This is a genomic window from Paraburkholderia bengalensis, from assembly GCF_037126505.1.
GTDB lineage: Bacteria > Pseudomonadota > Gammaproteobacteria > Burkholderiales > Burkholderiaceae > Paraburkholderia > Paraburkholderia bengalensis.
Map to the genome: position 1 here is coordinate 1 of NZ_JACFYJ010000109.1, position 22,641 is coordinate 22,641.

General features: G+C 64.9%; 17 protein-coding genes. 7 read left to right on the plus strand and 10 right to left on the minus strand.

The annotated features are described in order from the left end of the window. Positions 1-131: 131 nt before the first annotated feature. Complete coding sequence (locus H3V53_RS36725) at positions 132-473, minus strand: hypothetical protein (protein ID WP_336602017.1); 342 nt, start codon at positions 471-473, stop codon at positions 132-134. A gap of 136 nt (positions 474-609) precedes the next feature. Continuing rightward, positions 610-1,341, minus strand: a complete 732-nt coding sequence (locus H3V53_RS36730; RefSeq protein ID WP_336602018.1) for an arylesterase — start codon at positions 1,339-1,341, stop codon at positions 610-612. Here H3V53_RS36730 and H3V53_RS36735 point away from each other — a divergent pair. Further along, on the plus strand, positions 1,340-2,026 hold the full coding sequence (locus tag H3V53_RS36735) for an ABC transporter ATP-binding protein (RefSeq protein WP_336602019.1): 687 nt from the start codon (positions 1,340-1,342) through the stop codon (positions 2,024-2,026). The genes H3V53_RS36730 and H3V53_RS36735 overlap by 2 nt on opposite strands. Positions 2,027-2,103: 77 nt before the next feature. Here H3V53_RS36735 and pgi read toward each other — a convergent pair whose 3' ends face one another. From pgi to H3V53_RS36750, 3 genes are all read right to left on the minus strand, one after another. Beyond that, the gene (gene pgi, locus H3V53_RS36740) at positions 2,104-3,726 is read right to left on the minus strand and encodes a glucose-6-phosphate isomerase (protein WP_336602020.1); all 1,623 of its coding nucleotides are present in this window, start codon (positions 3,724-3,726) and stop codon (positions 2,104-2,106) included. Between the two features lie 267 nt (positions 3,727-3,993). Continuing rightward, positions 3,994-5,574 carry an NAD(P)H-hydrate dehydratase gene (locus tag H3V53_RS36745; RefSeq protein ID WP_336602021.1) on the minus strand — a complete coding sequence of 527 codons (1,581 nt, stop codon included), beginning with the start codon at positions 5,572-5,574 and terminating at the stop codon, positions 3,994-3,996. A 104-nt stretch (positions 5,575-5,678) separates the two neighbouring features. Next, entirely contained in the window at positions 5,679-6,980 is a 1,302-nt protein-coding gene (locus tag H3V53_RS36750) for an FAD-dependent oxidoreductase (RefSeq protein WP_336602022.1), read from the minus strand. Between the two features lie 472 nt (positions 6,981-7,452). Here H3V53_RS36750 and purL point away from each other — a divergent pair, with 472 nt between their 5' ends. Beyond that, complete coding sequence (gene purL, locus H3V53_RS36755) at positions 7,453-11,532, plus strand: phosphoribosylformylglycinamidine synthase (RefSeq protein ID WP_336602023.1); 4,080 nt, start codon at positions 7,453-7,455, stop codon at positions 11,530-11,532. Positions 11,533-11,678: 146 nt separating this feature from the next. Here purL and H3V53_RS36760 read toward each other — a convergent pair whose 3' ends face one another. The 4 genes from H3V53_RS36760 to H3V53_RS36775 all read right to left on the minus strand — a co-directional run bounded on the left by H3V53_RS36760 (position 11,679) and on the right by H3V53_RS36775 (position 15,121). Next, positions 11,679-12,458, minus strand: a complete 780-nt coding sequence (locus H3V53_RS36760; protein WP_336602024.1) for a peptidylprolyl isomerase — start codon at positions 12,456-12,458, stop codon at positions 11,679-11,681. Between the two features lie 10 nt (positions 12,459-12,468). Further along, a complete protein-coding gene (locus H3V53_RS36765; RefSeq protein ID WP_054926677.1) occupies positions 12,469-12,780 on the minus strand; it encodes a BolA/IbaG family iron-sulfur metabolism protein in 312 nt (103 codons plus the stop codon). Position 12,781: 1 nt separating this feature from the next. Then, positions 12,782-13,312, minus strand: coding sequence for a septation protein A (locus H3V53_RS36770; protein ID WP_054926678.1), 531 nt, complete (start codon positions 13,310-13,312; stop codon positions 12,782-12,784). Positions 13,313-13,603: 291 nt separating this feature from the next. Beyond that, positions 13,604-15,121 (minus strand): protein adenylyltransferase SelO, encoded by a 1,518-nt coding sequence (locus H3V53_RS36775; protein WP_473766670.1) that lies wholly within the window; start codon positions 15,119-15,121, stop codon positions 13,604-13,606. Between the two features lie 256 nt (positions 15,122-15,377). On the opposite strand from H3V53_RS36775, the gene H3V53_RS36780 reads away from it, so the two are divergent. The 4 genes from H3V53_RS36780 to H3V53_RS36795 all read left to right on the plus strand — a co-directional run bounded on the left by H3V53_RS36780 (position 15,378) and on the right by H3V53_RS36795 (position 21,288). Next, the gene (locus H3V53_RS36780) at positions 15,378-17,093 is read left to right on the plus strand and encodes a 3-(methylthio)propionyl-CoA ligase (RefSeq protein ID WP_336602026.1); all 1,716 of its coding nucleotides are present in this window, start codon (positions 15,378-15,380) and stop codon (positions 17,091-17,093) included. Positions 17,094-17,262: 169 nt separating this feature from the next. Then, entirely contained in the window at positions 17,263-19,347 is a 2,085-nt protein-coding gene (locus tag H3V53_RS36785) for a 3-hydroxyacyl-CoA dehydrogenase NAD-binding domain-containing protein (RefSeq protein ID WP_336602027.1), read from the plus strand. A 39-nt stretch (positions 19,348-19,386) separates the two neighbouring features. Next, complete coding sequence (pncA, locus tag H3V53_RS36790) at positions 19,387-20,013, plus strand: bifunctional nicotinamidase/pyrazinamidase (RefSeq protein WP_336602028.1); 627 nt, start codon at positions 19,387-19,389, stop codon at positions 20,011-20,013. 96 nt (positions 20,014-20,109) lie between these two features. Further along, complete coding sequence (locus tag H3V53_RS36795; protein ID WP_336602029.1) at positions 20,110-21,288, plus strand: acetyl-CoA C-acyltransferase; 1,179 nt, start codon at positions 20,110-20,112, stop codon at positions 21,286-21,288. 148 nt (positions 21,289-21,436) lie between these two features. Here H3V53_RS36795 and H3V53_RS36800 read toward each other — a convergent pair whose 3' ends face one another. Continuing rightward, the gene (locus H3V53_RS36800) at positions 21,437-21,769 is read right to left on the minus strand and encodes a hypervirulence associated TUDOR domain-containing protein (RefSeq protein ID WP_336602030.1); all 333 of its coding nucleotides are present in this window, start codon (positions 21,767-21,769) and stop codon (positions 21,437-21,439) included. Positions 21,770-21,831: 62 nt separating this feature from the next. On the opposite strand from H3V53_RS36800, the gene H3V53_RS36805 reads away from it, so the two are divergent. Next, positions 21,832-22,641, plus strand: an 810-nt coding sequence (locus tag H3V53_RS36805) for an SH3 domain-containing protein (protein ID WP_336602031.1), incomplete at its 3' end; no start/stop codon positions are given.

Here is a 22,641-nt window from a genome sequence, read left to right on the forward strand (position 1 = left end):
GCCGCGCATGCGACCGGGTCGTCAAATCCCGCCCTTCACGTTACACCGTTCGGTACCTCAGAAAAGACCTTAACTGAACGGCATTACCGCAGTTGCGGGGCTTTTTGTTTCATGACGACCGTTCTGAAGCGTTACAGGCAGGCGCTGATGTCGCCCGTTGCATCGCTGCCGGCGCCACCGGCCGCACGGAAGCCGACCCAGGTTCCAGAGCCCTGATAGTTCGGGCGCACGACGGCTGCCGCGCCATTCGGCGGCTGCTGGCCGGGGACATAGACGTCCATCGCCTGATCGTTGGCCAAGGTATCCTGCGCGACGACCTGTTGCTGCGACCGGTCAGCCCATTTCTTCGCGATGCATTGGCCGACGACCTTCGGCGGCTGCTGGCTCGTGCCAACGGACTGCACGCCAGCAGGCGGCTGTGCTGCACAAGCGGAAATGGCGACAGCGATAGCGATAATCGGTAAGTATTTCACGTTATCTCCTTCCAGAAATCGCTCAAGTAGAGCCGGTTGTCGAATTCAGGCGAATCTGTCTGATCGACCATGCCTGGACACGTTCCCCACTATTCGGAAACAAGTTGTTAGCGCACGGTCACGCCCGGGCGCACTCTTATTGCGGCGAGGTGTGGAGCAGCGGCTTCAGCGCCGGCCACACGTTGTCGAGTAGCAGGGGTTGTGCCCGTTGCGTCGGATGAATCTGGTCGGCCTGGAACATGTCCGGCTTGTCTTCGATTCCAGCCAAGAGAAATGGAACGAGCGGCACGCGAAGCTGCTTGGACAGTTGACCATACAACCCATGAAACTTTTGCGTATAGTCCGGGCCGTAATTGGGCGGCACGTACATGCCGACGAGCAGCACCTTCGCGTGGCCTTGCTGCGCCTGTTCGATGATCGTGCGCAGATTGTCTTCCGTCGTACTAAGCGGGACGCCGCGCAGCGCATCATTGGCGCCGAGCTCGACGATCACGACGGACGGCCTGAGCCGCTGCATCAAGGCGGGCAGGCGGGCGCGTCCGCCGCTCGTGGTGTCGCCGCTGATGCTCGCGTTCGCAACGTTATAATCGATCCGTTCACTCGACAAACGCTGGCGCATCAGCGAAACCCACCCGGTGTCGCGCGGCAGGCCGTATTCGGCGGAAATGCTGTCGCCGAGCACGACGATCGTCGGCTTCGACTGTTGCGCATTGCTGCCGGCCCCGTTTGCCGCAGCGGCGGACGGCCCCGCGTTGGTGGCAGCGTGAGCGGACGCGGAATTGGTCGCGGCGAATCCGACGCAAACACATGCCGTGGTTAGCGCCATCAACGACACAACGGCGCGCACTTTCAACCTACGCTTCACCATGCCAAAGAAATCCGATCCAGTCATCGAAGTGCGGGGTTTGTGCAAGAGGGTTAAGGATGCGACGGGCGAGTTGACGATCCTCGACAACATCGACCTGTCAATTCAGCCGGGCAGCCGTGTCGCGATCGTCGGCGCCTCGGGTTCGGGCAAGTCTACGCTGCTCGGCCTGCTCGCGGGATTGGACAGCGCGACGTCGGGGTCGGTTCGTCTGCTCGGTCGCGAGTTGATGGAACTCGACGAAGATGGACGCGCCGCGCTGCGAAATGGATCGGTGGGTTTCGTCTTCCAGTCCTTCCAGCTGATGCCTCATCTGACGGCGCTCGAAAACGTCACGCTTCCGCTCGAACTACGAGGCGAGTTGCCTTCACGCGAGGTTCACGCGCGTGCACGCAGACTGCTCGCGCAGGTGGGGCTGGGTGAACGGATGGGGCATTATCCGAAATTGCTGTCGGGTGGGGAGCAGCAACGTGTCGCGCTGGCCCGCGCATTCGCCACACATCCCGCCATTCTCTTCGCCGATGAACCGACGGGAAGTCTCGATGCCGCGACGGGGCACGCCGTGATCGATCTGATGTTCGAGATGAATCGCGCCAATGGCGCCACGCTGGTGCTCGTCACGCACGACGTCGAACTCGCGCGCCGCTGCGACACAACTGTCACGATCGAAGCGGGACGGCTGATCTGAGATGCACGCCTTAGAACACTAAACGGGCCGTCCAGCAGGGACGGCCCCGTTTGCTTCTGAGATTTGGCCGAGTCAGATCAGCGCTTCAATGCCGCGCGAGCGCGGGCGATCAACGCCGAGGTCGACGAATCATGCTTCTTTTCGTCGACAGTCGAGGCAGTCAGATCCGCTTCGACGACCTTGCCGAGAATCTTGCCCAACTCGACGCCCCACTGATCGAACGAATTGATGTTCCATACCGTGCCCTGCACCAGCACCTTGTGCTCGTACAGCGCGATCAACGCGCCGAGCGAGCGGGCGGTAAGCGCGTCGACGAGCAACGTCGTCGTGGGACGGTTGCCGGGGAACATGATGTGCGGCACGAGTTCCGGCTTGTCCGGGCCTGCCACCTTCTCAGCTTCTTCGCGCGTGCGGCCGAGCATCAACGCCTCGCTTTGCGCGAAGCAGTTTGCCAGCAGCTTCGGATGATGCGAAACGAGCGGGTGTTCGGGCGTCAGCACGGCGATGAAATCGATTGGCACGATTGTCGGGCCCTGATGCAGCATCTGGAAGAATGCGTGCTGCCCGTTGGTGCCGGGCTCGCCCCACGTGACGGCTGACGTGTCGTAGGTCACGAACGAGCCGTCGAGACACGCCTGCTTGCCATTGCTCTCCATCTCCAGCTGCTGCAGATACGAAGGCAGGAAGTGGAGCGCTTCCGAGTAGGGCGCGACCAGATAGCTTTGCGAGCCGAAGAAGTTGCGATACCAGATCCCGATCATGCCCATCAGCACGGGGAGATTACGGTCGAGCGGTGCAGTGCGGAAATGTTCGTCCATTTCGCTCGCGCCGGCGAGCAGTTCGTCGAACTGCTTCGGACCGATGGCGATCATGATCGACAGGCCCACGGCCGACCACAGCGAATAGCGCCCGCCGACCCAGTCCCACATCTCGAACACGTTGTCCTGTGCGATGCCGAACTTGACGACCTGAGCAGGATTGGCCGACACGCCGACAAAGTGTTTCGCCAGGTCGCTCTCCGGGCAGCCTTTCTGGATGAACCAGTCGCGCAGCGAATTGGCGTTGGTCATCGTTTCGAGCGTCGTGAACGTCTTCGAAACGATAATCGCGAGCGTTTCTTCCGGATCGATCTGCGTGAGCACGCGGTACAAATCCGCGCCGTCGACGTTTGACACGAAATGCGTGGAGATGTCCGGCGTCGCGAGATGCTGCAGTGCATGGACGACCATCTTCGGCCCGAGGTCCGAGCCGCCGATGCCGATGTTCACGACATGGCGAATGCGCTTGCCCGTATAACCCTTCCATTCGCCGCTGCGAACCTTGTCGGCGAATGCGGCCATCTTGGCGCGCTCGGCCTGTATCTTGCCGTAGAACGGCGCCGTCGGGTTGCTGGCGCGCAGCGCCGTGTGCAGCACCGCGCGGCCTTCCGTCGGATTGACGATGTCGCCTGCGAACATTGCGTCGCGACGCTTCTCGACATTGGCCTCGCGCGCCAGCTGCACGAGCAGCTTGAGCGTTTCGTCAGTGATGCGGTTCTTCGAAAAATCGGCTGCCAGACCGCCGCCGGCGAACGTGAATCGTTCGGCCCGGGTCGGCGCGGGATCATTCTCGGGTGCAAACCAGTCGCGAAGGCGCGCATCGCGAATCTGTCCGTAATGGGTTTGCAGCGAGTTCCAGGCGGGGAGCGAGTTGAGAGTCATAACCGTCCGTCTAACGAAGAAAAACGAATGGCCGGCCGCGCAGCAGGCGTGCCGGGGGTGATCTGCAGACGCACAGTTGGCTGAGCGGTCCGGTCGCCGGATGCGCGGCGGCGTGTCTCGTGCCCCGTCAGCGGGCGTCTGCGGTTCGCGCCGCGACCGATCGAACGGCGCGGCGACGAGTCAATCAGTATAGCGGGCCAGGATGACAGCGGGCAGAGTCGGTCCTGCAAGCCACATAGCGGGATGCGCGGCGCGCACGCGGGCGCGTTAGTCGAAGCGCGGGTAGACAAGCCGGTTCAACAGCTTGCGGACCATGGGCGCCAGTTCGCCCGCGGTCAGTCCCGCTGGACCTTTGCCGCGCCCCGAGAGCGCTTCGGCGGCCAGACCGTGCAGAAAAACCGCCGCGAGCGCCGCCTCGTAGCGCAGTAGCCCTTGGGCGAGCAACGCGCCGATCAGCCCGCCGAGTACGTCACCCGTGCCGCCCGTCGCGAGCGCGGCGTTGCCCGTGGGGTTGACGGCGACACGCCCGTCGGGCGATGCGATCACCGTGCCCGTCCCCTTGAGCACGACGACGCTCGCGTAACGTGCTGCGAGCGCGCGTGCGGCGGCGAGGCGGTCGCGTTGCACCGTTTTCGCATCCGTGCCGAGGAGGCGGGCCGCTTCGAGAGGGTGCGGTGTCAGCACGCAGGGATCGTCGGCCGATTCGCCGCGCTGCTTCACGGCGTTGGTGAGTTCGGCGTGCCCGGCGATCAGGTTCAGCGCGTCGGCATCGAACAATTTCGGCACATCCAGCGGCAGCACGTCGCGCAGCACCTGGATCGCTCGCTCGCGCTTGCCCATACCGCAACCGATAGACAGCGCGTCCATCTCGGCGAGGGGCAGGTCGTCGAGGGGATGCAGCATCAACTCAGGATGCGGAGGATCGTACGGCGGACTACCCGTGCCGAGAAACGCGACGTGAACCTTGCCCGCCCCGGCGTATAGCGCGGCGCGAGCAGCGAGAATCGGCGCGCCGCACATGCCGGTGTCGCCGCCGACGACCGCGATGCTGCCGAACGTGCCTTTGTGCGTCGCATAGTCGCGCGGCGGAAAATGCGGGACGAAGAGGGCGGGCGCATTCAGCCGTGCGCCCGGCTCGCGCGAAGCTTCAACGCCGATCGATGCGACGGTCACGTCGCCCGCCAGATCTCGCCCCGACGCCATGAAGAGGCCCGGTTTCGCTCCGATGAAGCTCACCGTGTGGCTTGCGCGCACGGCGGCGCCGCCCTCGACGACGTTGCCCGTATCGCTGTCCAGTCCGCTGGGCACGTCGAGCGCGAGCACGCGGCCGCGCGTTCTTGAGCGCGCTGACAACTGCTGGGCGATCGACGCAAAAATGCCTTCGAGCGGACGCGTGAGCCCGATGCCGAACATGCCGTCGACGAGCCAGCCATAACCGTCGAACGACGCAGGTGCCGCGTTCGAGATCGCGACACCTGCCGCGCGCGCTTCGCTCAACGCCCAGCGGGCGTCGTCGGGCTTGACGTCGACCGGCATGCAGACTTCCACGGCGACGCCTTCTCGCCGCAATTGCGCCGCGACGACGAGCGCGTCGCCGCCGTTGTTGCCGGGACCCGCGACAATCCACACGGGAAGGTGTGGATCGGCCGAGCCGTCGTGCGCCATGTGTTCTAGCAAAAAGCGCGCGCCAGCATGCCCGGCACGGCCCATCAGCGTGTGCGCGGGCAAGGTTGCTTCGGCGCTCTTTTCGAGTTCGCGCAGTTCGGCGACGCTCAGAAGCGCAAACGGCCGGTCGTGCGGACTGACGAGAATGGCGTGAGCGGCGTGAGGGGGGGGGCAGCGGAGCATCGGTCATGGCAAACGTACCAGAGCAAGTGGGTACGTCCATGTTAGTGGCATCGGGCGTACCGATGCCAGCTAGTCCGAAGGCATAGGACGAACGACCGGCCCTGTTATCCGCTGAAGCGTTCGGGCCGCACGGCCGCGATCGTGTCGGGCGGCAAATCGGACGGCGCGCTGGAGACGAGGCTCGCGATCAGCCTGCCGGAGCCGAACGCGAGGCCCCAGCCGACGGGACCGTGCGCCGCGTTCACAAAGAGCCGCGGATGCAGCGCATTACCCGTCACGGGCAGGCCGTCAGGCGAAAGCAGCTTCACACCCTCCCAGGGCAGCGCCGCCGAAATGCGCGCCGAACCGGGGACCCAGTCGTGCGTGGCCTGGCTGAGCAGCGCCAGCGCTTCCTTCGTCAGCGGTTCGGGCAGCGGCTGCTTTGTCTGACTGGCGCTTTGCAGCACCGCGCCGCCCGCGATCCGCAAGCGGTGATTGCTGCGCGTGATTGTGATGCGTTTCACTGCGTCGATCACGGTGGTATGCGGCGCGAATTCCTCGCGCGCGATCGGCGCGACGAGATTGTGCAGGCGCAGCGGGTGCAGCGGCAGGTTCAGGCCGAGCTTCTCCAGCAGCGCCAAACTGCCGACGCCAGCCGCGATTACCACGGCGTCGGCGCTGATCACATCGACCTCGCGCGAACGCGATCCTTCGCCGTTCGCGGGCGCGAGTTCGACGGCCGCGCGCTGATTGTCGAGGCGGATGCCCGTCACTTCGCGGCCGCACTGGAACTGCACGCCGCCTTGCGTATCGAGCGTCTGCTTGATCAGCTTGGCAAACAGTGGACAGTTCGCCGTGCCTTCGTCGTCGAACAGCACGCCACCCGCGAAATGCGGATCGAGCGGGACGGAATGCTCGATGCCCTGACATTCCCGCGGACCCAGCACATGATGCGGCACCTCGAACTGGCGCAGCAGTTCGAGCGCGGGCTGCGTGTGCTCCCAGTCCTGCGGACTGCGCACGAGGTACAGCTGGCCTTTTGACTGCTCGAAATCGAGATCGAAATGGCGTTCGATGTCAGCCAGCGATTCGCGCGCCGCTTCAATCAGCGGACGCAGCAGCGCGTATTGCTTCTTGAACGCGTCGGGCTCGGCGAGCGCCGACAGCTTGCGGACGAAATCGCGTACTTGTCCATTGAAGCCGGTTTTCTTGATGACGCCGCTTTTCGCCGCCTGACGGTGCTGCATGAAGCTCGGGCCAAACCAGACGTCGAGCGGGGTGGGCAGCAGTGTGCCGCCGTGGCCGTAAGTGGCGCCTTGCGCGACGGTGGCGTGCCGCTCGACGACGCATACCCGGTGACCGGCCGCGCGAAGCTGGTAAGCGGTGGCGACGCCGACAATCCCGCCGCCAATGACGATGACATCCATGGTTAATTCGTGTTGCCCGCGGCGCGCATGGGAGCGAGGCGTATTCCGTGACATGCGGCGCAGCCCGACAATTCAGGCGGCGCCGATCTGATGAAAGGCGGAATGATAGCAGCCAAACGACCCGCCCGGCACACCGTGCTTCGGCATAGGAAGAATCGCTGCATCGGGCTGTGAAACGCGGCGCATGCACCTGCAAAGTGCGCGCGCGGCGCCTGCCACAAACGCGGACAATTTCATCTTGAATTGATGTCGCAGCGGCCGTGGCGTCGTGCGCAGGCCGCAGAAACGGGCCGGCAATGCGCGCGGGAGGTCTCGGCGGGCAGGCCTGCCCGGCCTTCCCGGGTTATAATCTCGGACTTCCTTACGCCTCACGTCGCCGCCACGCGCGGCTGTCCGAACGATTGCCCAAGCCGTCCCAACGCAATCGCGCGCGGTACCCAGCGACGCAACCGATCGACGCAACGTCAAGTCCATGGCTCACTTCTCGTGTTTCCCCGGCGCTTCGGCCCTTTCCGATTTCCGTCAAACCCGCCTGCTCGATACGTTGTCGCGCATCGACGCCAGCATCGTCGGCGTGCGCGGCCAGTATCTGCATTTCGTGAACGCGCAGACGCCGCTTTCGACGGAAGACAGCGCGAAGATCGAAGCGCTGATGCATTACGGCGATCCGTTCGACGCAGGCAAGGACAAAGGCGCCGTCGAGACCTTCCTCGTCGTGCCGCGTTTCGGCACGGTGTCGCCGTGGGCCAGCAAGGCCACCGACATCGCGCATCACTGCGGCCTCACGCACGTGCGCCGCATCGAGCGCGGTGTCGAATACACGGTCGTGCTGAAGAGCGGTCTGCTCGGCGGCAAGAAGGCGCTGTCGGACGAAGCGCGCGCAGCGGTCGCCGCCGCGCTGCATGACCGCATGACCGAGAGCGTGGCGCCGTCGCGCGATCACGCGATGCATCTGTTCGACGAACTGCCCGCCAAGCCGCTGCAAACGGTCGGCGTGCTGACGGACGGCCGCAAGGCGCTCGAAAAGGCGAACGCGGAGCTGGGCCTCGCGCTCGCGGAAGACGAAATCGACTATCTGGTCGACGCCTTCACGAAGCTCGGCCGCAATCCGACCGACGTCGAACTGATGATGTTCGCGCAGGCCAACAGCGAGCACTGCCGCCACAAGATCTTCAACGCGAGCTGGACGATCGACGGCGAAGCGCAGGACATGTCGCTGTTCAACATGATCCGCAATACGGAAAAGCTCAATCCGCAAGGCACGATCGTCGCGTATTCGGACAACTCGTCGATCATGCAGGGCGGCATGGCCGAGCGCTGGTTCCCGCGCAAGGCGGGCAGCAGCGCCGAGCCGGGCGAGCGTTACGGGCGTCATGAGGAATTGACGCACACGCTGATGAAGGTGGAGACGCACAACCACCCGACGGCCATCTCGCCGTTCCCCGGCGCCGCGACGGGCGCGGGCGGCGAAATCCGCGACGAAGGCGCGACGGGCCGCGGTGCGCGCCCGAAGGCGGGTCTCACGGGCTTCACGGTGTCGAACCTCGAATTGCCTGACGCGCGCGAGCCGTGGGAAAACGCCCGCGACACGACGCAGCCCATCGGGCATCGCAACGCCGCCGATCAATTCGACGTGTACGGCCGCCCCGACCGTATCGCGTCGCCGCTGCAGATCATTATCGACGGGCCGCTCGGCGGCGCCGCGTTCAACAACGAATTCGGCCGTCCGAACCTCGGCGGCTATTTCCGCACGTATGAGCAGAACGTCGCGGGCCGGGTGCGCGGCTATCACAAGCCGATCATGATCGCGGGCGGTCTCGGCAACATTTCGGACCAGCACACGCACAAGCACGATCTGCCCGCTGGCTCGCTGCTGATCCAGATCGGCGGTCCCGGCATGCGCATCGGCATGGGCGGCGGCGCGGCGAGTTCGATGGCCACGGGCACCAACACGGCCGAACTCGATTTCGATTCGGTGCAGCGAGGCAACCCGGAAATCGAGCGGCGCGCGCAGGAAGTGATCAACTCATGCTGGCAACTCGGCGAGGGCAACCCGATCCTGAGCATCCACGACGTCGGTGCGGGTGGTCTGTCGAATGCGTTCCCGGAACTCGTCGACGGTGCCGACAAGGGCGCGCTGTTCGAGCTGCGCAAGGTGCAGCTCGAAGAGAGCGGCTTGTCGCCGCGCGAAATCTGGTCGAATGAGGCGCAAGAGCGCTACGTGCTGGCCATTCCGCCCGCGCGTCTCGAAGAATTCGCCGCGATCTGCGAACGCGAGCGCTGCCCGTTCGCTGTGGTGGGCACGGCAACGGCCGAGCGTCAACTGAAGCTGATCGATGCCGAAGTCGCCGCCGACGCCGCGCATCAGCCCGTCGATATGCCGATGGAAGTGCTGCTCGGCAAGCCGCCGCGCATGCATCGCGACGTCAAGCGCGTATCGACGCCGCTGCCTGCCGTCGATGTCACGCACATCGCGCTGCATGAAGCGGCCGTCAACGTGCTGCGTCACCCGACGGTGGCGAGCAAGTCGTTCCTGATCACGATCGGCGACCGCTCGGTCGGCGGCACGACGGCGCGCGACCAGATGGTCGGCCCGTGGCAGGTGCCCGTCGCCGACTGCGCGATCACGACGGTGGATTACGCGGGCTTCCGCGGCGAAGCGATGACGATGGCCGAGCGCACGCCGCTCGCCGTGATCGACGCGCCCGCGTCGGGCCGTATGGCCGTCGGCGAAGCGGTCACGAACATCGCGTCGGCGCCCATCGCGTCGCTCGACAAGCTCAAGCTCTCGGCGAACTGGATGGCCGCGTGCGGCAGTCCGGGCGAAGATGCCGCGCTGTACGACACGGTGAAGGCGATCGGCATGGAACTGTGCCCGGCGCTTGGCATCGGCATTCCCGTCGGCAAGGATTCGCTGTCGATGCGCACGAAGTGGGCCGATGGCAACGTCGAGAAGGAAGTGGTCGCGCCCGTGTCGCTGATCATTTCGGCTTTCGCGCCCGTCGAGGACGTGCGCCGTCATCTGACGCCGCAACTGCTGAGCCAGAAGGAAGCAGGCGAAACCGTGCTGATCGCGCTCGATCTCGGCCGCGGCAAGCAGCGTCTGGGCGGCAGCATTCTGGCGCAGGTCACGCAGCAGATCGGCGACTCGGTGCCCGACGTCGACGATCCCGAAGATCTGAAGCGTTTCTTCGCCGCGATCCAGGCGCTGAACGCCGACGGCAAGCTGCTCGCCTATCACGACCGCTCAGACGGCGGCCTGTGGGCGACCGTTTGCGAAATGGCGTTTGCGGGTCACGTGGGCGTGTCGTTGAACGTCGACATGCTGACGCTCGACCCCGATCACGAATCCGACTACGGCGACGCGAAGGACTGGGCGAAGCAGACCAGCGGCCGCCGCGAAGACCGCACGATTCGCGCGCTCTTCAACGAGGAACTGGGCGCGGTCGTTCAGGTGCGTGCCGCGGAACGTGACGCCGTGCTGGGCGTGTTGCGCGAGCATGGTCTGTCGGCGTGCTCGCATGTGATCGGCAAGCCGAACGAGCGCGACACGCTGGAAATCTGGCGCGACGCGAAGAAGATCTACGAAGCACCGCGCACGGAACTGCATCGCACGTGGAGCGAAGTGAGCTGGCGCATTGCGCGCCTGCGCGACAACCCGGCGTGCGCGGACGCTGAATTCGACTCGCTGCTCGACGCGTCGGACCCCGGCATGCAGCCGCATCTGTCGTTCGATCCCGTTGAAGACGTCGCGGCGCCGTTCATCGGCAAGGGCGCGCGTCCGCGCGTCGCGATCCTGCGCGAGCAGGGCGTGAACTCCCACCTCGAAACGGCATACGCATTCGATCGGGCGGGCTTCGATGCGCACGACGTTCACATGAGCGACCTGCTGTCGGGCCGCGCGACGCTGGCTGATTTTGCAGGCGCTGTCGCGTGCGGCGGCTTTTCGTATGGCGACGTGCTGGGCGCAGGCGAGGGCTGGGCGAAGACGATCCGCTTCAACGCGCAACTGGCCGACATGTTCGCCGCGTTCTTCGGACGCGGCGACACATTCGCGCTCGGCATCTGCAACGGCTGTCAGATGATGAGCAGCCTCGCGTCGATGATTCCGGGCGCCGACGCATGGCCGAAGTTCACGCGCAACAAGTCGGAGAAATTCGAGGCCCGCTTCTCGCTGGTCGAAGTGCAATCGTCGCCGTCGATCTTCTTTGCCGGCATGGAAGGCTCGCGGATTCCCGTCGCCGTCGCGCACGGCGAAGGTTTTGCGGACTTCTCGCAGCAGGGCGATGCGGCGCGCGTCGCTGTCGCCATGCGCTATGTCGACCATCGTGGCCAGCCGACGGAGCAGTACCCGTTCAATCCGAATGGCTCGCCTGCGGGTATCACGTCCGTGACGACGCCGGATGGCCGCTTCACGGTGCTGATGCCGCACACGGAGCGCGTGCATCGCAACGTGCAGATGAGCTGGCATCCGCAGGCATGGAAGGACAGCGCGACGGACGGCAGCCCGTGGATGCGCGTGTTCCAGAATGCGCGGAAGTGGATCGGCTGATAGTTTGCCCTGCGCGGGCGGCGTGAAGTTTTTCGCGCTGGTCCGCGCAGGTGTCGTAAAGCCCCAAATGAAAAGGCCGCCCGGAAGGCGGCCTTTTCATTGAGCGGCGGGAGATGCGCGCTGACTGAACGCGTTATTGAGCGCGCTTATTGAACCTTGGCTTTCGAGCGCAGTTCCTCTTCGAACGCCTGCAGTTTTTCCTGCTGCATCTGCTGCGCGATTTGCGCCTTGACCTGCTCGAACGGCGGCGGCGGCGTCTGACGCACGTCGTCGACGCGAATGATGTGCCACCCGAACTGGGTATGAACGGGCGTATCCGTCATCTGGCCTTTTTGCAGCTTTTCCGCGGCCGCCGCGAATTCCGGCACGTAAGCCTTCGGGTCCGACCAATCGAGGTCGCCGCCGTTCTTGCCCGAACCCGGGTCCTTCGAGAACTGCTTCGCGAGGTCTTCGAAGCTCGCACCAGACTTGATCTTCGCGATCAGATCCTTCGCCTGCTGTTCGTTGTCGACGAGGATGTGGTGAAGGTGATATTCCTTGCCACCGATCTGCTTGACCAGTTCGTCGTATTTCGCCTTCACTTCGGCGTCGGTGGGCTGGTTCTTCTTCAGGTACTTCTCGATCAGCGCGCGCAGCACGACCGTCTGCTGCGCGACGGCGACCTGCGCCTTGACGTCCGCCTGCGCCGGAATGCCTTCGCGGATCGCTTCCTGCATGAGGATTTCGCGGTTCACCAGCTCTTCGCGAACGGCCTGTTGCAGTTTCGGCGAATCCTGTTGACCCTGCTGCACGAGTTGCTGAATGAGCGCATCGGCGCGCGATTTCGGAATCGGTGTGCCGTTCACGACGGCGATGTTCTGTGCGAATGCAGGCGCGGCTGCGAATGCAGCCAGCAAAACCCAGTAGCGGGTGTTTTTCAAGGTCATCGGAAGTTTCCTAACGGGGCAGCGAATTGAATTCTTCTGGCGTGTAAGCCGTGATGGCGAGAGCGTGGATGCCGCGCTGCATGGCATCGGCCAGCGCATCATACACCATGCGGTGCCGCGCCACGCGGGCCTTGCCGGCAAAGGCGCCCGCAACGATCGTCACTGCGTAGTGGCCGCCAGCCGATGCGCCCGCGTGGCCCGCATGCAGCGCGCTGTCGTCGCGCACGGTGATCGAATCGACGGGCGCGAGCGCCGCGGTGATCCGTGCCTCGATGAGCGCGAGGCGTTCTTCAGGGCTGGCGTGGAGGAAAGCGTCGCTCATGTCATTCTTCCTTCATGTACTTCGACAGCCACAAACTCTGGCCGACAATGAACACGACGAGACAGCCCGTCGCGCCGAACAGCTTGAAGTTGACCCACGCATCGGTGGAGAAGTTGTACGCCACGAACAGGTTGAGAATGCCGAGCAGCACGAAAAAGACCGCCCACACATAGGTCAGCTGGTTCCAGACGCGGTGCGGCAACTGGATCTGCTTGCCCATCATCGCTTCGATCAGGTTCTTGTTGAACGCGAGCGCGGACACGACCAGCACGACCGAGAAAGCCCAGTACAGCACGGTCGGCTTCCACTTGATGAACGTGTCGTTGTGCAGCACGAGCGTCGCGCCGCCGAACACCGTCACCACACCGAGGCTCACCCACAGCATCGGATCGACCTTGCGGTGGCGAAACGCGACCCAGGCAATCTGGACCAGCGTGGCGGCGATCGCGACGGCCGTCGCCGTGAAGATGCCCCACACCTTGTAGGCGACGAAGAACAGGATGATCGGGAAAAGATCGAACAGAAATTTCATTGTCGGGTCGGGAATCCGGAGAATATTGGGCGCATCGTGCGCGCGGCTTGCGGCGGTTCGATTGAATTCGGCTGACTTCGGCGGATTCGTGCTGATCAGGCGGCTGCGGCCAGTCCGGCGAGTGCCGCGAGTCCGCGACGCGCTGGCGGGCGTTCGGCGCGACAGCGCCGACAGTCCCGCCGACCTGTCAAGCCGCGCACGACGCTATCTGGGCTCGAATTGTAGCGCAGGCGCGTTGGGCGGTCGCGCAAGCTGGCGGGTGCCAGGCGCGGACGCGCCCGCCGCGACCCGTCACGACGAGCAGCTGACTTCCAGCGACGACGCCCAATCGGGCGGCAACCCCGCATATGCTTCGTGCTCGGGTTGCTCGTCGAACGGACGGCGCAGCACGGCAGCAAGGCGCTCGACCTCGGCAAAGTCCTTTTCCTTGGCCTGGCGGATCGCGGCTTCCGCGAGATGGTTGCGCAGCACGTACTTCGGATTGACACGGTTCATTGCTTCGGCGCGCGCGGCGTCGTCGCGGGTCTCGAATGCGAGGCGCGCGCGATAGTCGCTCGCCCATGCATCGAAAGCGGCGCGGTCGAGAAACAGATCGCGCACGTGCGAATCGCCGTTTGCATCGTGCTTCGACACTTTCGACAGATGACGGAAGGTCAGCGTGAAGTCGGCGCGGTTCGCATGCATGATCTCGAACAGCTTGTTCGCGAGCGCGTCGTCGCCTTCGCGCTGCGTATCGAGGCCGAGCTTCGCGCGCATCCGTGCCTCGAGCGCGGGCGCAAAGCGCGTCTTGAAGCCTTCGAGTACGCGTTGCGCGTCCTGCACCGCGCGCTCGCTGCGCTGCGCATCGTCGTAACGCTCGCCGAACAGCGGCAGCAAGCCCTGCGCGAGACAGAAGAGGTTCCAGTACGCGATTTGCGGCTGCATCCGGTACGCGTAGCGGCCTTGCGAGTCCGAGTGATTGCAGATGTGATTCGCGTCGAAACCGTCGATAAAGCCAAACGGGCCGTAGTCGATCGTGAGGCCGAGAATCGACATGTTGTCGGTGTTCATCACGCCGTGGCAGAAACCGACGGCCTGCCATTGCGCGACGAGATCGGCCGTCGACAGAACGGCTTCGTTCAGCAGCGCCAGATACGGGTCGTCCGCTTCACGGCAGGCGGGATAGAAACGGTCGATCACGTGATCGGCCAGCGCGCGCAGCGCATCGACGCGGTCGTTCGCATAGAAATGCTCGAAGTGCCCGAAGCGCACGAAGCTCGGCGACACCCGCGTGACGACGGCCGCCGTTTCCATTTCCTCGCGGCGCACCGGCTGGTCGGAACCGATCACGCACAAGGCGCGTGTGGTCGGAATGCCGAGATGATGCATGGCCTCCGAGCACAGAAATTCGCGGATCGACGAGCGCAGTACGGCGCGTCCGTCGCCCATCCGCGAGTAGGGCGTGCGTCCGCCGCCTTTGAGCTGCAGTTCGAAGCGCTCGCCGCCGCGTTCGACTTCGCCGAGCGTCAGGGCGCGGCCATCGCCGAGCTGGCCCGCCCACACGCCGAACTGATGTCCCGAATACACGGACGCATACGGCAGCGACGCGGACGGCCAGTCACGCGTCGTGTTGCCCGCGAAGAACTCCGCGAAGCCCGGCGCGCTCGCCAACGACGAATCGAAACCGAGCATCGCCGCGACCTCGGGCGCGAAGCCGACCACGTAGGGCGAGGGCAGCGGCGCCGCGGGCAGACGGGTCAGAAAGACATTGCCGAGTGCGGCGAAGCTGCCTTCGCGCTGGTTGTCGAGCGCGCCTGCCGCCGTCGACATCGGACCGGATAACCCTGCGTTGCATGGGGAAAACGACATATTGAGCGCCTCTTTCATAACCGATATTGTAAATGCGCGTCTGCCGCGCTGCAGGGCGCGCAACTGCCGCGCATCGGGGCGCACGGCCGGGCGCGCATTTGGGGGCGCATCTGGATGTACGCGGGCACGTTGCGCACCGTCGCGCGGCCTTCGTCGCAAACACTGTCAAAGCGACGCTTTCGAACGACAAGACAACACAACAGGGAGACCCACGCGTATGACGACGCCGCTCTTTGGACAGATGATGGACGTGCCGCTCACGGTCCCTTCGTTGCTCGCGCATGCGTCGCGGCACTTCGGCACGACGGAGATCGTGTCGAAGCGCGTCGAGGGCGACGTGCACCGCTACACGTATCGCGATTGCGAAAAGCGCGCGAAGCAGCTTGCACAAGGGCTGATCGCGCTGGGTGTCGAGGCGGGCGACAGGATCGGCACGCTCGCATGGAACGGCTACCGTCATCTGGAGGCGTACTACGGCACGACGGGCTTCGGCGCTGTGTGCCACACGATCAATCCGCGCCTATTTCCCGATCAGATCGCCTACATCGTCAATCACGCCGACGATCGCTACGTGATGTTCGACATCACGTTCGCACCGCTCGTCGACGTGCTTGCGCCGCAGTGTCCGAACGTACGCGGCTGGATCGCGATGACGGACGAGGCGCACATGCCGCGCATGTCGACGGCCGTATCGAGTTACGAGGCCCTGCTCGCGCAGCAGGACGGCGCGTTCGAGTGGCCCGCCATCGACGAGCGTTGCGCGTCCAATCTCTGCTACACGTCGGGCACGACGGGCAATCCGAAGGGCGCGCTGTATTCGCATCGTTCGACGGTGCTGCATGCGTTCGGTGCGTCGCTACCCGATGCAATGGGCCTGTCCGCGCGCGACTGCGTGTTGCCCGTGGTGCCGATGTTCCATGTGAACGCGTGGGGCATTCCGCACGCCGCGCCGCTGACGGGCGCGAAGCTGGTGTTTCCCGGCAAGGACCTCGACGGCAAGTCGCTATACGAGCTGATGGAAGCCGAGCGCGTCACGTATTCGGCGGGCGTGCCGACCGTGTGGCTCGGGCTGTTGAATCATCTGCGCGAAGCGGGCGTGAGGTTTTCGTCGCTGGAGCGCACGGTGATCGGCGGTTCGGCCTGTCCGCCCACGATGATCAAGTTGTTCCAGGACGAGTACGGCGTCGAGGTGATCCACGCGTGGGGGATGACGGAGATGTCGCCGCTCGGCACGCTCTCGAAGCTCACGTGGGAACAGTCGCAACGCTCGCCCGACGACCGGCGCAAGCTGCGCGAAAAGCAGGGGCACGTGATGTTCGGCGTCGACATGAAAATCGTCGGCGACGACGGACGCGAACTGCCGTGGGACGGTGTCGCGTTCGGCGACCTGCATGTGCGCGGGCCGTGGGTGATCGATCGTTATTTTCGCGGCGAGACGTCGCCGCTCGTCGACGGCTGGTTCCCGACGGGCGATGTGGCCACCATCGACCGCGACAGCTTCCTGAACATCACCGACCGCAGCAAGGACGTAATCAAGTCGGGCGGCGAGTGGATCAGCTCGATCGACGTCGAGAACGTCGCGATCGCGCATCCCGCCGTCGCGGAAGCGGCGTGTATCGCGTGTTCGCATCCGAAGTGGACGGAGCGGCCGCTGCTTGTCGTCGTCAGGCGTCCGGACACCCACGTCACGCGCGACGAACTGCTTGCGTTCTACGAAGGCAAGGTCGCGAAATGGTGGATTCCCGACGATGTCGTGTTCGTCGACGAACTGCCGCATACGGCCACGGGCAAGCTGCAAAAGCTGCGCTTGCGCGAGCAGTTCCGCGATCACGTGCTGCCGTCGGCGCTCGCGATCGACGACTGTCCGTTCGACGAAGCCGGCGACGCTCACGAACCCCGCGAACGGGCGCGCGCGAAAAGCGATCCGTCGTAGGACTCGGGTTTACACCCAAGGCAAAGGCCCGCGCATGAATTGAACGATCGTGCTTTTTTGTGTATTCTGCCTGCTATCGCAAAAGGAACAACGAAACGGCGGACAATGATCCGCAGGTTCCCATCCGGGCCGCGCGAGGCGCGCGGCCGCATAGCATGGAGGCAGGCAGATGGCAGTGGACTACACCACCCATGACGGCGTCGCCGTCATTACGCTGAACAATCCCCCCGTCAACGGGCTGGGGTTGTCCACGCGCGTGGGCATCATCGAGGGCGTCGCGCGCGCGCAGCAAGATCCCGCCGTCAAGGCAATCGTGCTGACGGGCGCGGGTAAAGCCTTTTCGGGCGGCGCCGACATCACCGAGTTCAACACGCCGAAAGCGCTGCAGGAACCGACGCTGATGACGGTGATCAAGGCCGTCGAGGGCAGCGCAAAGCCCGTCGTTGCGGCGATTCACAGCGTCGCGATGGGGGGCGGCCTCGAACTCGCGCTCGGCGCGCATTATCGCGTCGCTGCGCCCGGCGCGCAGATCGCGCTGCCGGAAGTGAAGCTCGGCATTCTGCCGGGCGCGGGCGGCACGCAGCGTCTGCCGCGCGCGCTCGGTCTGGAGGCGGCGCTCAACATGATCGTGTCGGGTGCGCCTGTGATGTCGGAAAAACTCGCGGGCACCCCGCTTTTCGATCAACTCGTCGAAGGCGATCTGATGGAAGGCGCGCTTGCGTTCGCGCGCAAGGTCGCGGCGCAAGGCGGCCCGTATCCGAAGATTCGCGATCGCAAGATCGAGCATCCGAACGCGGCGGGCTTCATCCAGTTCGCGCGTAACAGCGTCGCGGCCGTCGCCAAACATTTCCCGGCGCCGCACAAGTGCATCGATGCGATCGAAGCGGGCGTGCTCAAAGGCTTCGATCAAGGCATGAAGGTCGAGCGCGAGTGTTTTCTGGCGCTGGTGCAGACGCCCGAAAGCAAGGCATTGCGTCACGCGTTCTTTGGCGAGCGCGCGGCGAGCAAGATTCCCGACGTGCCGTCCGATACGCCCGTGCGCGACATCAGGAAAGTGGCCGTGATCGGCGCGGGCACGATGGGCGGCGGCATCGCAATGAACTTCGTCAACGCCGGCCTGCCCGTCATGCTGCTCGAAACGAAACAGGACGCGCTCGAGCGCGGGCTGGCCACGATCCGCAAGAACTACGAGACCACGGTCAAGAAAGGCAAGCTGACGATGGAAGCGCTCGAACAGCGCATGTCGCTCATCACGCCGACGCTCTCGTATGACGAGCTGAAAGACGCAGACCTCATCATCGAAGCCGTATTCGAAGAACTCGGCGTGAAGGAGCAGGTATTCAAGCGTCTCGACGAAGTCGCAAAGCCGGGCGCGATTCTCGCCTCGAACACGTCGACGCTCGATCTGAACAAGATTGCCGCGTTCACGAAGCGTCCGCAGGACGTGGTCGGCCTGCACTTCTTCAGTCCCGCGAACGTGATGAAGCTGCTCGAAGTCGTGCGCGGCAAGGACACGGCCAAGGATGTGCTCGCCACCGTCATGAAGGTCGCGAAGAAGATCAAGAAGACGGCCGTGGTGTCGGGCGTGTGCGACGGTTTCATCGGCAACCGGATGATCGAGCAGTACATCCGCCAGGCGCTCTTCATGCTCGAAGAAGGCGCGCTGCCCGCGCAGATCGACAAGGCCATCGAAAAGTTCGGTTTCGCGATGGGCCCGTTCCGCATGAGCGATCTGGCCGGCAACGATATCGGCTGGGCGATCCGCAAGCGCCGCTATCAGGAACAGCCCGACATGCACTACTCGAAGATCGCCGACCGCCTGTGCGAGACAGGCCGCTTCGGGCAGAAGACGGGGGGCGGCTGGTACGACTACAAGGCAGGCGACCGCAACGCGTATCCGTCGAAGCAGATCGACGAGATGATCGTCGCGTATTCGAAGGAAAGGGGCGTCGAGCGCCGCAAGATTTCCGATGACGAAATCGTCGAGCGTCTCGTGTTCGCGCTCGTCAACGAAGGCGCGAAGATTCTCGAAGAGGGCATTGCGTCGAAGGCGTCGGACATCGACATGGTCTATCTGACGGGCTACGGCTTTCCGCTGTGGCGCGGCGGTCCGATGATGTACGCGGACACCGTCGGCCTCTACAACGTCGAGCGCGCGATCCGCCGTTACGCGGCGCAGCCGAACGGCGACGCGTGGCAGGTTGCCTCGGGCATCGGCGAGCGCGCGGCGCAAGGGCGCGGGTTCAACAGCTGAGCCCGGATCGGCGAGCGTACACGCGCAAAGGAACCAGCGATGAAAGATGCCACTGAAGTTCTGCTCGTCGTCGACATGCAGAACGACTTCATGCCGCAAGGCGCGCTCGCGGTTGCGCGCGGCGACGAGATCGTGCCGCTCGCGAACCGGCTCGCGCGTCGCTTCGGTCATGTGGTGCTGACGCAGGACTGGCATCCGCCGTCGCACGTTTCATTTGCCGCGAATCACGCGGGCCGCCAGCCGTTCGAGACGATCGCGCTGCCCTATGGCGAGCAGATGTTGTGGCCGGTGCATTGCGTGCAGAACACGCCGGGCGCCGCGCTGCATACGGACCTCGACATTCCGCATGCGCGCGCGGTGATCCGCAAGGGGCATCACGTGGATGTCGACAGCTACTCGGTTTTTCTCGAAGCCGATCGCCGCACGCCGACAGGCCTCGCGGGCTATCTGCGCGATACGGGCGTGACGCGCGTGTGGCTCTGCGGGCTCGCGACCGACTATTGCGTCGCGTGGTCCGCGCTCGATGCGCGCGCCGCGGGCTTCGACGTCACCGTCATCGAGGATGCGACCCGCGCTATCGACCTGAACGGTTCGCTCGACAACGCCTGGCGCGACATGCGCAAAGCGGGTGTCGAACGCGTGCAGTCGGCGGATCTGCTGACCTGAACGCTGCGCCTGCCCGCGCGCGAGCTTCACACACTCATTGGAAACCTCGGACGGGAGCCCGCTTGGAGCGGCTTTCCGTCGAATCAGGAGACATGCATGACTGACGCCGTAATCGTATCGACTGCCCGCACGGGCCTGGCCAAATCCTGGCGCGGCGCGTTCAACATGACGCACGGCGCGACGCTCGGCGGACATGTGACGCAAGCCGCCGTCGAACGCGCGAAGATCGACCCCGCGCGCGTCGAGGACGTAATCATGGGCTGCGCGAATCCCGAAGGCGCGACGGGCTCGAACATCGCGCGGCAGATCGCGCTGCGCGCGGGGCTGCCCGTGTCGGTGCCGGGCATGACGGTAAACCGTTTTTGCTCGTCGGGCCTGCAGACCATTGCACTCGCCGCGCAACGCGTCATTGCCGGCGAAGGCGACGTGTTCGTCGCGGGCGGCGTGGAGTCGATCTCGTGCGTGCAGAACGAAATGAACCTGCACATGCTGCGCGAAGGCTGGCTGATGGAGCACAAGCCGGAGATCTACTGGTCGATGCTGCAGACGGCGGAGAACGTCTCCAAGCGCTATTCGATCCCGAAGGAGCGTCAGGACGAATACGGCGTGCAGTCGCAACTGCGCGCGGCGGCGGCCCAGGAAGCAGGGCGCTTCAACGAGGAGATCGTACCGATCACGGTGCTCGCCGGCATCGCTGACAAGGCGAGCGGCCGCATGTTCACGAAGGAAGTGACGATTGCGGCAGACGAAGGCATCCGCGCGGACACCACGCTGGAAGGCGTGTCGAAAATCCGCACGGCGCTGCCCGGCGGCGTGATCACGGCGGGCAACGCCAGTCAGTTTTCGGATGGCGCGTCGGCCTGCGTCGTGATGAACGCGACCGTCGCCGAGCGCGAGGGCCTGCAGCCGCTCGGCATTTTTCGCGGCTTCGCGGTCGCGGGCTGCGAACCGGACGAAATGGGTATCGGCCCCGTGTTCGCCGTGCCGAAGCTGTTGAAGCAAACGGGGCTCAAGGTCGAGGATATCGATCTGTGGGAACTCAATGAGGCTTTCGCCGTGCAGGTGCTGTATTGCCGCGACAAGCTCGGCATTCCGAACGAGCGCCTGAACGTCAACGGCGGCGCGATCGCGGTCGGCCATCCTTATGGCGTCTCGGGCGCGCGTCTGACGGGCCATGCGCTGATCGAAGGCAAGCGGCGCGGCGCGAAGTTTGTCGTCGTGACGATGTGCATCGGCGGAGGTCAGGGCGCAGCGGGGCTGTTCGAAGTGGTCTGAGCGCGGTTCGCGCTGCTGCCGTGTCAGCGCCTGTTGTTTTCCCGCCTGTTGGGTTCACGCACCGGGCGCTGCGCAACTAAAGCAGCGCGCCATCAACGCTCGCGTGCGAAAGCTCGCGGGCTTTTCCTTTGGCGGTTTCTACCGCCCGTCAGCGTGCGCCCGTTTTGTGCAATGCTTGCGCGCGATGGACCGCCCGCTTGCCGCTCTTCTCGCTTTCCACTTCGTAGCGCAGATCGTCCTTCGATCCGGCCACTTTATGCCCGTCCTGATGCGTGCGGGCCGAGATCGACCGGACCACGCGGCCCGTCGTCATCCCTTGCGGCGTGTTCCAGCTGACGCGGTCACCTGCTTTCCATTCGCGGCTCATGATGCGCTCCCGATGCGTTGCCGATGGCTTTTCGCACGGGCATCCGTCGTTCCCGCCACTACCGACATCACTCAAGCGAACAGGGAAGGTGAACGCCTCGCGTGCGAGCGCCATCGACAAGTTCCTGTCAGGCATGCGATTCGCTTGCGGTTGTGCCCAGGCACCAGGAGAAAGCGATGCGAATACGGGTTGCCTGCGCGGCTGCCGCGTGGGCTGCGGGGCTGTCGATCGTGTCTTGCGCGGCGCTCGCGCAGACCGAGGCATACACGAGCACGTCCGCCTATCTGTACGCGGGACCGGCGCAGGATTATCCGATCGTCGCGCAGTTGCCGGCGGGCCAGCCCGTTACCGTCTACGGCTGTGTAAGCGGCTACAGCTGGTGCGACGTGGCGATCCCGCAGGCGCGCGGCTGGGTCTACGGCGGATACCTGACGTATCCGTACCAAGGAAGCAATGTACCCCTCATGAACTACGGCACGGCGATCGGCCTTCCGCTCGTCACGTTTTCGCTTGGCGCGTATTGGGGCAGCTACTATCGCGGGCGTCCCTGGTACAACGATCGCTCGCGCTGGGAGCATCATCCGCCGCGGAACCGGCCACCGCCGCCCCCAGGACATCCGCCGGGTGCTGGCCCCAACCGGCCGCCGACTGCGCCGCCGCCCGGCGAAATCCCGCGACCACTGGGCGCCGATCATGGACACCGGCCAGGGCCACGTCAGCCACCGCCCCCGGAGAGCGGCGTGCCTGGCGCTGGGCAGCCGCCGATGCAAGGCGGTCGACCATCGGGGCCGCCGCCGGGGCAAACGGGTCAGATGGGTCAGCCGGGTCAGCCGCCGCATGGACAGCCGCCTGCGCAGGGCGCAGGGCGTCCGCCGACGCCCCAGGCGCCACCAGCACAAATGGGAGGACGGCCACCGAGCCAACCGCCGGGACGGGCGCCCGGACAGGGCGGCGGCGCGCGCCGTCCGGCCGCGCCGCAGGGCACG